Here is a 12,755-nt window from a genome sequence, read left to right on the forward strand (position 1 = left end):
CGGCAGGCCCCGTAGGGTGCGCACCTGTGCGCACGCGGTGCGAACGAAAATCAGTGGTGGCTATGCCGCGAGCCTGAAACACGTGCCGCGTCTGATCGACCGTACCGCGTGCGCACTGGTGCGCACCCTACGAACTGATCAGCCGCTGGCGAATTGTCCCCTTACCTGGATCCTTCCGGCTCGGAAGTCGTCTCCGCCACCGGTTCGGGCGTGACCGCCGCCACCATGCCTTCGGCTTCCACCACCTCCGCAACCGCCGCCTCGCCGGAATCTTCCTCGTCCTCGAACGCGATATCGGCCTCCGGCGCCACGTCGGCCACCTCCAGCAGGCGCGCTTCGAGCGTCAGGTCGACTTCGTCCCAGCGCACAATGTCCAGCCGCACCTGCGCGCCGCGCGCCAGTTGCGGCATGCCCGGCAGGCGGGTGACCAGCGGAATCTCGACCAGGCGCAGGATATCCTCCTTGATCACCACGGCATCGACCTGGCGGGCATTTTCCTGGCCCAGCCAGCGCAGGCACCAGTAACGTTCCATGCTCTGCTGGAAGTCGTTGTACGCCGAGTACGCGGCGTCGAACGCCGAGACGATCGAGAACAGCGTCGCATCGCGGTGCTTGAACGGGGCGACCAGCGGCGCGGTCACGCCGTGCTCGGCACAGGCGATGATCTGCCACTGGTTGATCAGGTCGGTATAGCGGCGCAGCGGCGAGGTGCTCCACGCGTACTGGTCGACGCCCAGCCCCTGGTGCGGGGCGGCGTGCGTGACCATGCGCACCTGCATCTTGGCGTTCCAGCCGGCGCCGCTGCCGACGCCCTGCGAACGGTAGATGCCCGGCACGCCGCAATCGTGCAGCAGCTTGCCCCAGGTGCTGTTCGCAAAAATCATCAGCTCGGCCACGATCTTGTCGAGCGGCGCCCCGCGCTTGCGGCGCAGGATCGTCACCACGTCGTCCTCGACGTAGAAGTTAAAGTCGACGCGGTTGGCCTGCTCGGGCTTGAGACCAAACGCCTCGCGCTTTTTCATGCGGCCCGCTTCCAGGTGCCGCGCCCATTTCCACAGCAGGGCCAGTTCATCCTTGTGCGGGTAGTCGCCTTCGCCGGACTCGAGCACCTGCTCGTTGACCACGTCATCCAGGTCGTTGTGGCGCAGGTTGCTCTTGATCGGCACCAGCTCGGCGCGGGTGGTGGTCTCGACAACCGACCAGTCTGTCGGGTCGAGCGTGGCGTACAGCGACAGCGCCGGACAATTGTTGCCTTCGGACAGAGTGAAGGCGTCGACAATCTCGTCCGGGAGCATGGTGATCTTGTCGCCCGGCATGTACACGGTCGACATGCGCACGCGAGCAATCTTGTCGATCGCATCGTCGGGGCGGATGCCCAGGCCCGGGGCGGCGATGTGGATGCCCACCCGCACCTTGCCGTCATCGAGGTGCTCGACCGACATCGCGTCGTCGATCTCGGTGGTGGTCACGTCGTCGATCGAGAACGCTTCCACGTTGGCCAGCGGCAGGTTGGCCGGCGCGCTTGGCACCGCTACCTGGGCAAAGCCCGGTCCGCGCGGGAAATGCTCGAACAGGAAACGCGACATGTGCAGCATCTTGGCCGAGGCGATGCCGCCGGTGGCGAGCATCAGGCGCTGCGGCGTGGTCTGCAGTTCGTCGGCCGCCGTGTCCAGCGCCTTGTATTCGATCGAGTTTTTGTCCGGCTTGAACAGCAGTTGCTGGACCAGGGGCTGCATCGCCGCCGGCAGCTTGCCGGCCTTCAGTTCCTCGACATAGGCGGCCTGGATCAGGGCCTGCTGCTTTTTCTTTTCGATGCCGGCCTGGGCCGCGCGCAGCGACTGTTCCGGCGCGGCCTTGTAGCGGCCCCGCCCCTTCTTATAGAAATAGATCGGTGCGCCATGCAACGCCAGCACCAGGCCCGCCGCCTCCACGGGCAGCGGCGCGTGGCCGAAATATTCGGCGCCGAGCTCGGCGAAGCCGAATTCTTCCTGGCCCGCGACTTCCCACAGGAAATCGAGGTCGACCTCGGCGGCGATCGCCTTGGCTGCGTCCAGCAGTTCGGCCGGACCCGGCTTTTCAAACTGCAACAGGACGTCTTTCGCCTTCACCTTGGCGCGCTTACCACTTGGCATCTCGACCTGGTAGGCCTCGCCGGCTTGCGACAGCACGTTGCCGACCTTGAAGTCGCCCGATTCTTCAAAAAATAAATTCATATGTCTTTCACGTTCTGTGGGTTGCGGTCGCCACGAGATCCAGCACTGTCGGCAAGAATACCTCGGTGACCAGCAGCAGTCCTTGATGGCGGCGGTAGACACAGCGCCGCGCATATAAATGGGATCGGCGCGCGGCCAGGCCGGCAAGCCCGGCCGGCTCGTGGCCGAGGGCGGCCAGCGCGCGTTGCATCAGCGGATGGCCGGCGCGGATCCGCGCAAATTCGAGTTCTCCGCGTTTAACCAGCGGATCGTAAAACAACGTCGTGCCCAGCGAACGCTCACCCAGCGCCGAAAACAGCGGCCAGTCGGTCGCGGTGCTCGAGATCGGCACGACCGTATGCGCGTACACGACCGCGCGGCCATCGCAGCGCAGCAGCACTTCGCGTTCCCACACGTGCCGCGGACGCGGCAAGCCGATCGCCTGCGCCTCGTCCGGCAGGCACAGCGCACCGGCCTGGCGCAGCCGCTGCACGCGGAACGCCCGGCTGTGCGCGATCAGGCGCGCGGTCAGCGAGCCGGGCGTGGTCAGCCAGTCGCGCATCAAGGCCGGGGCGCGCACTGCGTTCACATGCGGTTGCCATCTGGCCTGGCGTAGGGAACCGCCCCTCACCGTGCCGGGTCCATGTCGCAGAACGCCAGCACCTCGTCCACGTAGCGACCAAAGTCCGAGATCGCATGGTCGCCGCCTTCGATCACGTGCTGGCGCGCGCCCCGGTAGTGCGCCACCATGTCGCGGTAGTCGAGCACCTCGTCGCCGGTCGCCGCGAGCAAATAATAGCGCTCGGCACGCGTGATCGATCCGAGCATCAAAGCTGCCAGTTCGTCGATGTACTCGCGCTTGAATTCGAACGGTTCATCCGAATGCCAGGCGGTGGTCACGCCCACGTGCTGCTCCAGGTTCTTGAGCGGATCGACCGCGGGGTTCAGCAGCGCGGCGCGGCAGCCCAGGTGTTCGGCCAGCCAGGTCGCATAAAAGCCGCCCAGCGACGAGCCGACGATCGCCAGATTGTGCGGCGCGTGGCGCTCCGCCAGCAGCAGCGCAAGCTGAATCGCCTCCTTGGGCGAAGCCGGCAACTGCGGGCAGATCAGCTCCTGATCGCGCCCCAGCGCCGCCATGCGCTCCTGCATCACCCGCGCTTTATATGAGCGCGGCGACGAACGAAAACCATGCAGATACAGGATCATCGCGCCAGCGCCTCGAGCAGTTTCTGGTGGATGCCGCCGAATCCGCCGTTGCTCATGACCAGGATATGGTCGCCCGGCTGCGCCGCCTGCACGATCGCCTGCACCATGTAGTCAAGCTGGTCGAAGGTGTGGGCAATGGCGCCCATCGGCTTTAACGCGTCGGCCAGCGACCAGCCCAGCGCCTGCTGGCTGCCAAAGCCGAACACCAGGTCGGCGTCCTTCAGGCTGCCCGGCAGCGCATCCTTCATCGCGCCCAGCTTCATGGTGTTCGAACGCGGTTCGAGCACCGCCAGGATGCGGCCGTTCGCGCCAATCTTCTGGCGCAGGCCGCCAACCGTGGTCGCGATCGCCGTCGGGTGGTGAGCGAAGTCGTCGTACACGGTCACGTCGTTCACCACGCCGCGCACTTCCATGCGGCGCTTGACGTTTTGGAAGCGCGCCAGTGCGGCGCACGCCTGGCCTGGCGGCACGCCGACGTGGCGCGCGGCGGCGATCGCGGCCAGCGCGTTGTAGCGGTTGTGCTTGCCGGTCAGCTCCCACTGCACGGTGCCCTGCTTCTCGCCATTGAACACGACGTCGAAACTCGCGCCGCCGGGATGCTCGACCAGCGTCCAGTTCGCGCCACTGGATGCGCCGAATGCTTCCTTGTCGCTCCAGCAGCCGCGCTTGAGCACGCGCGCGAGGGAGGCTTCGTCGCCGTTGGCCACGATCCGGCCAACGCCGGGCACCGTGCGCACCAGGTGGTGGAACTGGGTTTCGATCGCGCCGATATCGGGGAAGATGTCGGCATGATCATATTCGAGGTTGTTCAGCACCGCGGTCTTGGCATGGTAGTGCACGAACTTGCTGCGCTTGTCAAAGAACGCGGTGTCGTACTCGTCGGCCTCGATCACGAAGAAGTCGGATTGCTTGTCGCCGGTCAGGCGGGCCGACACGCCAAAGTTCATCGGCACGCCGCCGATCAGGAAGCCCGGCGCATAGCCGGCATCTTCCAGGATCCAGGCCAGCATCGAGGTGGTCGTGGTCTTGCCGTGCGTGCCGGCGACGGCCAGCACCCACTTGTCACGCAGAATATGGTCGCCGATCCACTGCGGACCGGATACATATGGCAGGCCCCTGTTCAGGATTTCCTCGACCAGCGGGTTACCACGTGTCATCACATTGCCGATCACATACAAGTCCGGGTTCAGCGCCACCTGTTCCGGGCCAAAGCCCTGGGTCAATTCGATGCCCTGTGCCTGGAGCTGGGTGCTCATCGGCGGATAGACATTGGCGTCGCAGCCGGTGACGCGATGGCCCGCTTCCTTGGCCAACACCGCAAGGCCGCCCATGAAGGTTCCGCAGATGCCGAGAATATGAATATGCATGGTAGATGGGAAAAAAGCCGAATACGCGATTCTACCAAACCACTGAATTCACCGGCTTTCCCACTGGTACACCTGGCGTGCGGCCACCAGCGCGCTTGTCTAGTCGGACGAGCGACTGTTCAATATCGAAAAGATGCAAGCGCAGCTTTCATGCGACAATAATTTACGTTTCATTAACAGGGGTCCAAGTTGATTCGCAGTGCGCAAGCCAGAGACGCCGCGGCGCTCGCCGTCATCTACAACCATTACGTGTGCAATACGACCGTCACGTTCGAGGAGAGCCCGGTAACCGCCGAGGAAATGACGCGCCGACTGCAGGCGGTCCAGGCAAGCGGGTTGCCCTGGCTGGTGACTGAGCTGGACGGGAAAGTGCTGGGTTATGCGTATGCGACCAAGTGGAAAGAGAGGTCCGCGTATCGCTTCTCCGCCGAGTGCACCATCTACCTGGAACGGACAATGCACGGTCGGGGGCTGGGGAAGAGCCTGTACCGCGAGCTGCTTGCGGTGCTGGCGGACTTGGGTGTGCACGCAGTCATCGGGGGTATTGCTCAACCCAATCTGGCCAGCGTCGGGCTGCACGAGAAGCTTGGTTTTCGCAATGTCGCCCTGTTCCGGGAAGTTGGGCGCAAGTTCGACGCATGGATCGACGTAGGTTATTGGCAGCGCATCCTTGATGGGGATCTAAAAGATATTCGTGGCTAAATTTGACTTTTGACGGACTGGGATAAGCAGCGCCACCAGCGCGGCAATCAGCGGGGGCGGCACCTTTCACGGTTCAGGGAAAGGCTCGCGGTCCGGGTCCCATCCTTCGGTGTCCACACCAACTCCAACGTCGATGAGGAACTTGTAAGGCGGCTCACGAGTCCAGCAGCCCTCGGCGCACTTGAGCCGGAAGGTCATGCCGTACTTCTTCGGGACGCGCAGAATTGCCGTCTGCATGTACCCCGGCTCAAACATCCGATCATACAGTCGCTTCTTGCCCTCGGGTGTCAGGTCAAACCATGTGCTGCCATCGACTGCCCACGGCTCCCAGCCACCCACCTTGAACTGGTTCTGAAGGTTCGCCAGCACAGCCACGGCGTCATCGAACGGCAGCTTGTCCAGCATGGGTGAGGTGGCAAGTGAGACGGCTTTGTTCTTGGAGTATGTCAAGGCAGCGAACTTTGTCGGCGGCAGGATGAACCCATGTTTGGGATCGACAAACCGTATGATTACGGCGGGCTCGGTCACCCAAGTTGCACCGAATTGCTCGTCGCTCGGATCTTCGCCAGGTCGGTTTGAACGCTCCATCACTTGGTAGCTGGAGTTCTTGGCGACCTGCTCAAACGTGTCACCGAGGCTGAACGAAAGGCGCGTCGGCTCGGGTAAGCGGTAATTCCACCCTACACCGATAGCGATAACGCGCGAATGGCAGCGTGTTCCTGTCCACGTTCCAGTGCACTGGGTACACCCGCGTAGGCGACCAATGCGTCATTGATGTATCTGCACGAGTCGGCAGCAGAAATAACCGCGCCGCCGCCAGCCGTGGTCTTCGCCCCGACAGTGATGTGGAAATCTTTCTATCATGGCATCCCTTTCTTGTTGATAGGAACAACTTACTTATCAAACAAATCTAGCTAGGGATGAGGCCGGTTGCCTTGAGGAAAATCAATGCTGAGTAGGCGCAGGGGCAATCGTTCATGTACCGCTGAAGGCTGCGCGGTTCTACCGGGCGCGATGCAAATTTCCTTTCGAGAGTATGATCTAGGATATGATGCCCAACCAGAATAGCGAGCTGCTCCAGCTGCGCGCGCAGATCGCCGCTGTGGCTGCGCGCATGATTGCCCAGGACGGCGCCGACTATGGCACCGCGCGGCGCAAGGCGGCGCGCCAGGTGCTCGGCATGGACCAGCCGTCGTCCAATTTATTACCCGATAATATCCAGATCGAAGACGAAGTGCGCAAATACCAGGCGCTGTTCCAGGGACCGGGCCAGGCCGCGCGCCTGCGCGCGCTGCGCACCACGGCGTTGGAGGTCATGGACATGTTGGACGACTTCCGCCCCTACCTGACCGGTGCGGTGCTCAGCGGCACGGCAGGCGAGCATGACGACATCCACCTGCAACTGTTTGCCGACAGCGCCAAGGAAGTCCAGATCTTCCTGCTAAATAAGAACATCGACATCGATATCTCCGAAACGCCCCATTTCAAGGGTGCGCGTCACGATCCGGTTGAAACGGTCAGCTTCCTGTGGCATAACGAGGCCGTGCACGCCGAGTTATACGAATTGAATGACTTGCGCGGGGCACTCAAGCCGCGCGCCGATGGCCGCCTGCAGCGTGTGAACGCCGACGGCCTGCGCGCGTTGATGAGCACGGACCCTATTCTGGAACAAGACCAATGACTAAAAAACAGCTGACCGGTTTCGCCATCGTTGCCATCGCCTTCGGCGTGATGGGCGCCATTGCCGGCCTGAACCGCCACGAGGCGGGCGGCCCGATCACCACCGCAATCGCCGCCACCGATGGCCGCCCGCACACGGTCGTGACCGACCTGTTCGGGCAGACGATGAATGACGTGGGCGGCAAGCCGCAGGCCTTGTCGCAATGGAAAGGCAAGCCGCTGCTGGTCAATTTCTGGGCACCGTGGTGCGCGCCGTGCGTGCAGGAGATGCCGGAACTGTCGGCGCTCGCCGCCGGCAGCAAGTCCGTCAATGTGATCGGCATCGGCATCGACTCGCCGTCGAACATTGCCGATTTTGCCGCCAAATACAAGATTTCGTACCCGCTGTACGTGGCCGGATTGAGCGGCACCGAGCTCGCGCGCCAGTTCGGCAATGCGGCCGGCGGCCTGCCCTACACGGTGCTGATCGGCGCCGACGGGCAGGTGCGCAAGACCTACCTTGGCCGCCTGAAATTCGACGAACTGAAGCGCGATCTGGCGGCGCTCTAAAATGGGGCGAACGGTCGTTCTTTTCCGATTTGCCGCGAAGTCGCCTTCATAAACTGGCAATTTTATCGCTTGCCAATACCCCGGCTTGGCGGCAAAATGCCTGACTTTCGAGCGAAACGGACTCTTCATTCATGGCAAAAAAGCTCCTGCTGCTCAACGGCCCCAACCTGAATCTGCTGGGGACCCGCGAGCCTGCCGTGTACGGCGCCACCACGTTGGCCGACATTGAGAGCGCGGCACACGCCCAGGCCGCGGCCGCTGGCGCGACGCTGGATTGCTTTCAAAGCAACCATGAAGGCGCGCTGATCGACCGCGTCCATGCCGCCCGTCTGGAGGGAGTCGACGCGATCGTCATCAATCCGGGCGGCCTGACCCATACCAGCGTGGCGCTGCGCGACGCGCTGGCCGGGGTGGCCATTCCGTTTATCGAAGTGCATATCTCAAACATCTACCAGCGCGAGGAGTTTCGACATCACTCGTTTTTGTCAGCAATTGCGCGCGGAACGATCTGTGGACTGGGCGCAGACGGATATCGGTTTGCCATCGACTTCGCGCTTAAATAGCGTTAATCTACGTCAACTTCACGCATTATGTGCGGTCAGCAGCTACCACCTGGCGCGCCGCATACTTTAAAACATAAATAATTCCAAGGGGTTTCACATGGATCTTCGAAAACTCAAGACTCTGATCGACCTCGTCGCCGAATCGGACATCGCGGAACTGGAAGTGACCGAAGGCGAAAGCAAGGTTCGCATCGTCAAGTCCTCTGCAATCCCGCAAAACCAGGTGGTGATGATGCAGCCGCCAGGCGTGCAGCAGTACGCCGCGCCGGCCATGCCGGCCCCGGTCGCCGCACCGGCGCCTGCCGCAGCACCGGCCGCCCCCGCCGAGCCGAGCGGCCATGTGGTCAAGTCGCCGATGGTCGGCACCTTCTACCGCGCATCGTCCCCGGGCGCTCCGGCGTTTGTCGAAGTCGGCGCCACCGTGAAGGAAGGCGATACCCTGTGCATCATCGAAGCGATGAAGCTGCTCAACGAGATTGATGCCGACGTGTCCGGCACGATCAAGCAGATCCTCGTCGAGAACGGCCAACCGGTCGAATTCGGCCAGCCGCTGTTCGTGATCGGCTAAAGTTCTGCCAGACCGGATTTGCCGGCCTCCCACCAGATTCATGTCGTTCCCGGCGCCGCGCGCGCCGGCATTCACAGAAACACCGAACTTAACCATGTTTGAAAAAATCCTCATCGCCAATCGTGGTGAAATCGCGTTGCGCATCCAGCGTGCGTGCCGCGAATTGGGCATCAAGACGGTGGTCGTTCACTCCGAGGCGGACAAGGACGCCAAGTACGTGAAACTGGCCGACGAGTCCGTTTGCATCGGCCCGGCACCCTCGACGCAGAGCTACCTGAACATGCCCGCGATTATCAGCGCGGCCGAAGTGACGGACGCCGAAGCGATCCACCCGGGCTACGGCTTCCTGGCAGAAAACGCCGACTTCGCCGAGCGCGTCGAGAAATCCGGCTTCGTCTTCATCGGCCCGCGTCCGGATTCGATCCGGATGATGGGCGACAAGGTGTCGGCCAAGCAGGCGATGATCAAGGCCGGCGTGCCCTGCGTGCCCGGTTCGGACGGCGCGCTGCCGGACGACCCGAAGGAAATCATCCAGACCGCGCGCCGCGTGGGCTACCCGGTGATCATCAAGGCCGCCGGCGGCGGCGGCGGACGCGGCATGCGCGTGGTGCACACCGAGGCCGCCCTGCTCAACGCAGTGGCGATGACCAAGGCCGAGGCCGGCACCGCGTTCGGCAACCCGGAAGTCTACATGGAGAAGTATCTGGAGAATCCTCGCCACATCGAGATCCAGATCCTGGCTGACGAACACAAGAACGCCGTCTGGCTGGGCGAGCGCGACTGCTCGATGCAGCGCCGCCACCAGAAGGTGATCGAGGAAGCGCCCGCGCCCGGCATCCCGCGCAAGCTGATCGAAAAGATCGGCGACCGCTGCGCCGAAGCCTGCCGCAAGATCGGCTACCGCGGCGCCGGCACCTTCGAGTTCCTGTATGAGAACGGCGAGTTCTACTTCATCGAAATGAACACCCGCGTGCAGGTGGAACACCCGGTCACCGAAATCATCACCGGCATCGACATCGTGCAGGAGCAGATCCGCATCGCCTGCGGCGAAAAGATGCGCTTCCGCCAGCGCGACATCATGCTCTCGGGCCACGCGGTCGAATGCCGCATCAACGCCGAAGATCCGTTCAAGTTCACCCCGTCGCCGGGCCGCATCACCAGCTGGCACCCGCCAGGTGGCCCCGGCATCCGGGTCGATTCGCATTCGTACGCCGGCTACTATGTGCCGCCGCACTACGATTCGATGATCGGCAAGGTGATCGCCTACGGCGCCACCCGCGAGCAGGCAATCCGCCGCATGCAAATTGCTCTTTCGGAAATGGTCGTTGAAGGTATCATGACGAATATCCCGCTGCATCGCGAACTGATGGTGGACGCGCGCTTCATCGAAGGCGGCACCAACATCCACTACCTGGAGCAGAAGCTGGCCCACAAGCCGGACCTGCCGAAGGAAGGCGCGATAGGCACCAAGTCGGAAACCAAGGTCGAGGCATGAGCTGGACTGAAGTCGTCATCGAGATCGCGCGCGAGCACGCGGAGAACCTGTCCGACGCCCTGATGGAGGCGGGCGCGCTGTCGGTCTCGGTGGAGGATGCGGACGAAGGCACGGCGGCGGAAAAACCGCTGTTCGGCGAGCCGGGCATGACCCCGACCGAGGCCGCGTGGGACCACAGCCGCGTGGTCGCGCTGACCGACGTCGACGCCGACCAGGCGGCGATCGTAGCCGAAGCATCGGCCATCGCCAAGCTGCCCGCCCCGCCCGCGTTCACCACGCGCCCCGTTGGCGACGCCGACTGGGTGCGCCTGACCCAGTCGCAGTTCGAGCCTATCCACATCGGCAAGAACATCTGGGTGGTACCGAGCTGGCACGAGGCGCCGGACCCGAACGCGCTGATTCTCGAGCTCGATCCTGGCCTGGCATTTGGCACCGGCAGCCACCCGACCACCCGCCTGTGCATGGAGTGGCTGGAAGCGCATCCGGCGCCGGGCAAGACCGTGCTCGACTACGGCTGCGGCTCCGGCATCCTGGCCATGGTGGCCAAGAAGCTGGGCGCGGGCAGCGTGACCGGTGTGGACATCGACCCGCAGGCGATCGAGTCGGCGCACGCCAACGCGCAGCGCAACGGCTGCGAGATCGACTACTTCCTGCCGGACGATTTTGCCGCGTCGCCGAACGCGCAGCAGGGCGCAAGCCGATTCGACATCGTGGTCGCGAACATTCTGTCGAACCCGCTCAAGCTGATGGCGCCGATGCTCTCGTCGCGCGTGGCCGACGGTGGATTCCTGATTCTCTCGGGCGTGCTGGCGCGCCAGGCCGAAGAAGTGGCCGCCGCCTACGCACCTTTCATCAAGCTGGGCGTCTGGGCCGAGCAGGACGGCTGGGTCGCTCTTCACGGGCAGTTCGGCAGCGAGACAGCACCGCCGCCGCGCGCCGTAAGCGGGCAGTAGCGCCATGGCGCTCGCCACCCGGTGCCCCCACTGTGGCAAGCGGTTCCGCGTCGCCGCGGACCAGCTCAAGCTACGCGGGGGCATCGTGCGCTGCGGCGCCTGCCACGAAATCTTCGACGGCAACGCCACCCTGATCGACCTCGATGCGCTCGCAGCCGGGAAACCGCCTGCGGCCACTATCACGGCGCCCGTGCCGGCCGAACCGGCGCGGCCGGCTTCTTCCGATAACAGCGAATCAGTCGCCGCCTCCGTGTGGCGGCGCGTTCCCGCGCAGGCGGAAACCAGCCACGAGGATCCTCCTGAGGCTAAACCCGAGGAGGCGCAGCAGCCATCGCCTGACGACGAGCAGCCGCAAGCCCCCGCGCCAGCCAACGAGCCGGGCGCCGACGGCCATACCATCTACACCCTGCACCTCGACCACACGCTCGACCCGCTCGGCATCCTGCCCGACACCGAACCGGACGAGGAGGAAAAGACCGAGGCGCAGCTTGACGCTGAACCGGCCATTGAGGAAGAGGCTGACGCCGAAGCGGCACCGCAAGCCGAGCCAACCCCTGTGCCGGAGCCGCACGCCGCGCCAGCCCTGGAACAGGGCGCCGTGCCCGAGTCCGAACCGGCCGACCCGCCTCGCGCGCAGCCTGCGCCGGCCCTGGCGACTCCCGCGGTCGCGGAAAGCGGCCGCATCGAGCCCACGCTCGGCCTGCCGGTCGACGAAGAACTCGTCGCCGTGCCCCTGCCCGATGATGACCACGAACTGGACGCGCCGTCCCGGCACGCTGCGCCGCAGGCGCAATCCGGCCCGCTGCCGCTGCGCGAATCGGCCCCGTCCGAACCGCCGATCGCCTACGTGCGTCCTGCACGGCCCAGGGTCGCCGATTCCAAACCCGGCCGCCGCTCCAAGCTCACGCCGACCAAGATCGCCCAGCCAAGACTGCGGGTGCCGGAGAGCGACGAACCCGAATTCGTCAGGCGCAGCCGCCAGCAGGAAAAGTCGGGCAAGATCCGGCGCATCGTGATGGCGGCAGGCTCGGTGATCCTGCTGCTGGTGCTCGCGGTCCAGGCAATGACCACCTACCGCAACGTGCTGGCCGCCCGCTACCCGGACGCGAAACCGGCGCTGGCCGCCATCTGCCACGCGCTGGGCTGCCGTGTCGAACTGCCCACCCAGATCGACAACCTGTCGATCGAACAGGGCGAGCTGGTCAACCTTGGTAACAACGCCTATTCGCTCACCACCCTGCTGCATAACCAGGGCAGCCTGGTGCAGGCCTGGCCGCACATCGAACTGACCCTGACCGACACCAACGACAAGCCGCTGCTGCGGCGCGTGTTCGCACCAGCCCAATACCTGCCGCAGGGCTTTGCGCCCGCCGCCGGCTTTGCGGCGCGTGGCGAGCAGCCGGTCAAACTCTCCTTCCAGCTGGACCAGCTCAAGCCGTCCGGCTACCGAATCGCGATTTTTTACCCATAAGGCTTCACC

The 12,755-nt window shown here is 64.1% G+C and carries 13 protein-coding genes; 8 read left to right on the forward strand and 5 right to left on the reverse strand.

What is annotated here, in order from left to right:
* Positions 1-161 precede the first annotated feature (161 nt).
* From E4O92_RS05010 to mpl, 4 genes are read right to left on the reverse strand one after another with little or no spacing between them, the layout of a single operon-like run.
* Positions 162-2,213 (reverse strand): ribonuclease catalytic domain-containing protein, encoded by a 2,052-nt coding sequence (locus E4O92_RS05010; protein WP_135188651.1) that lies wholly within the window; start codon positions 2,211-2,213, stop codon positions 162-164.
* A gap of 7 nt (positions 2,214-2,220) precedes the next feature.
* Positions 2,221-2,823, reverse strand: coding sequence for a chorismate--pyruvate lyase family protein (locus E4O92_RS05015; protein WP_135188652.1), 603 nt, complete (start codon positions 2,821-2,823; stop codon positions 2,221-2,223).
* On the reverse strand, positions 2,820-3,398 hold the full coding sequence (locus E4O92_RS05020; protein WP_135188653.1) for a YqiA/YcfP family alpha/beta fold hydrolase: 579 nt from the start codon (positions 3,396-3,398) through the stop codon (positions 2,820-2,822). Before E4O92_RS05020 ends, E4O92_RS05015 begins: the two co-directional genes overlap by 4 nt.
* Complete coding sequence (gene mpl / locus E4O92_RS05025) at positions 3,395-4,729, reverse strand: UDP-N-acetylmuramate:L-alanyl-gamma-D-glutamyl-meso-diaminopimelate ligase (RefSeq protein ID WP_229483072.1); 1,335 nt, start codon at positions 4,727-4,729, stop codon at positions 3,395-3,397. The genes E4O92_RS05020 and mpl overlap by 4 nt, the downstream gene beginning before the upstream one ends.
* 225 nt (positions 4,730-4,954) lie before the next feature.
* Here mpl and E4O92_RS05030 point away from each other — a divergent pair, with 225 nt between their 5' ends.
* Entirely contained in the window at positions 4,955-5,467 is a 513-nt protein-coding gene (locus E4O92_RS05030; protein ID WP_135188655.1) for an arsinothricin resistance N-acetyltransferase ArsN1 family B, read from the forward strand.
* A gap of 66 nt (positions 5,468-5,533) precedes the next feature.
* Here E4O92_RS05030 and E4O92_RS05035 read toward each other — a convergent pair whose 3' ends face one another.
* Positions 5,534-6,055: a hypothetical protein gene (locus tag E4O92_RS05035; protein ID WP_135188656.1), complete on the reverse strand. Its 522-nt coding sequence runs from the start codon at positions 6,053-6,055 to the stop codon at positions 5,534-5,536.
* Between the two features lie 460 nt (positions 6,056-6,515).
* Between E4O92_RS05035 and E4O92_RS05040 the strand changes: the two genes are divergently transcribed.
* The 7 genes from E4O92_RS05040 to E4O92_RS05070 all read left to right on the forward strand — a co-directional run bounded on the left by E4O92_RS05040 (position 6,516) and on the right by E4O92_RS05070 (position 12,746).
* Positions 6,516-7,148, forward strand: coding sequence for a hypothetical protein (locus tag E4O92_RS05040; protein WP_135188657.1), 633 nt, complete (start codon positions 6,516-6,518; stop codon positions 7,146-7,148).
* A complete protein-coding gene (locus E4O92_RS05045) occupies positions 7,145-7,696 on the forward strand; it encodes a TlpA family protein disulfide reductase (protein ID WP_135188658.1) in 552 nt (183 codons plus the stop codon). The genes E4O92_RS05040 and E4O92_RS05045 overlap by 4 nt, the downstream gene beginning before the upstream one ends.
* A gap of 131 nt (positions 7,697-7,827) precedes the next feature.
* Positions 7,828-8,259 carry a type II 3-dehydroquinate dehydratase gene (gene aroQ / locus E4O92_RS05050; RefSeq protein ID WP_135188659.1) on the forward strand — a complete coding sequence of 144 codons (432 nt, stop codon included), beginning with the start codon at positions 7,828-7,830 and terminating at the stop codon, positions 8,257-8,259.
* A 97-nt stretch (positions 8,260-8,356) separates the two neighbouring features.
* Entirely contained in the window at positions 8,357-8,827 is a 471-nt protein-coding gene (gene accB, locus E4O92_RS05055) for an acetyl-CoA carboxylase biotin carboxyl carrier protein (protein ID WP_135188660.1), read from the forward strand.
* Between the two features lie 94 nt (positions 8,828-8,921).
* Positions 8,922-10,322, forward strand: coding sequence for an acetyl-CoA carboxylase biotin carboxylase subunit (gene accC, locus E4O92_RS05060; protein ID WP_135188661.1), 1,401 nt, complete (start codon positions 8,922-8,924; stop codon positions 10,320-10,322).
* A complete protein-coding gene (gene prmA, locus E4O92_RS05065) occupies positions 10,319-11,275 on the forward strand; it encodes a 50S ribosomal protein L11 methyltransferase (RefSeq protein ID WP_135188662.1) in 957 nt (318 codons plus the stop codon). The genes accC and prmA overlap by 4 nt, the downstream gene beginning before the upstream one ends.
* A 4-nt stretch (positions 11,276-11,279) precedes the next feature.
* Positions 11,280-12,746, forward strand: coding sequence for a DUF3426 domain-containing protein (locus E4O92_RS05070; RefSeq protein WP_135188663.1), 1,467 nt, complete (start codon positions 11,280-11,282; stop codon positions 12,744-12,746).
* Positions 12,747-12,755 lie beyond the last annotated feature (9 nt).

The organism is Massilia horti (genome assembly GCF_004614195.1).
In the GTDB taxonomy this organism is placed as follows: domain Bacteria; phylum Pseudomonadota; class Gammaproteobacteria; order Burkholderiales; family Burkholderiaceae_D; genus Telluria; species Telluria horti.

What these genes read in the sequence shown, in the direction of transcription:
- E4O92_RS05040 (WP_135188657.1), top strand. Translation starts at nt 6,516, where the DNA reads ATGATGCCCAACCAGAATAGCGAGCTGCTCCAGCTGCGCGCGCAGATC.
- E4O92_RS05020 (WP_135188653.1), bottom strand. Translation starts at nt 3,398, where the DNA reads ATGATCCTGTATCTGCATGGTTTTCGTTCGTCGCCGCGCTCATATAAA.
- E4O92_RS05010 (WP_135188651.1), bottom strand. Translation starts at nt 2,213, where the DNA reads ATGAATTTATTTTTTGAAGAATCGGGCGACTTCAAGGTCGGCAACGTG.
- prmA (WP_135188662.1), top strand. Translation starts at nt 10,319, where the DNA reads ATGAGCTGGACTGAAGTCGTCATCGAGATCGCGCGCGAGCACGCGGAG.
- accB (WP_135188660.1), top strand. Translation starts at nt 8,357, where the DNA reads ATGGATCTTCGAAAACTCAAGACTCTGATCGACCTCGTCGCCGAATCG.
- accC (WP_135188661.1), top strand. Translation starts at nt 8,922, where the DNA reads ATGTTTGAAAAAATCCTCATCGCCAATCGTGGTGAAATCGCGTTGCGC.
- aroQ (WP_135188659.1), top strand. Translation starts at nt 7,828, where the DNA reads ATGGCAAAAAAGCTCCTGCTGCTCAACGGCCCCAACCTGAATCTGCTG.
- E4O92_RS05045 (WP_135188658.1), top strand. Translation starts at nt 7,145, where the DNA reads ATGACTAAAAAACAGCTGACCGGTTTCGCCATCGTTGCCATCGCCTTC.
- E4O92_RS05070 (WP_135188663.1), top strand. Translation starts at nt 11,280, where the DNA reads ATGGCGCTCGCCACCCGGTGCCCCCACTGTGGCAAGCGGTTCCGCGTC.
- E4O92_RS05035 (WP_135188656.1), bottom strand. Translation starts at nt 6,055, where the DNA reads ATGGAGCGTTCAAACCGACCTGGCGAAGATCCGAGCGACGAGCAATTC.
- mpl (WP_229483072.1), bottom strand. Translation starts at nt 4,729, where the DNA reads ATGGGCGGCCTTGCGGTGTTGGCCAAGGAAGCGGGCCATCGCGTCACC.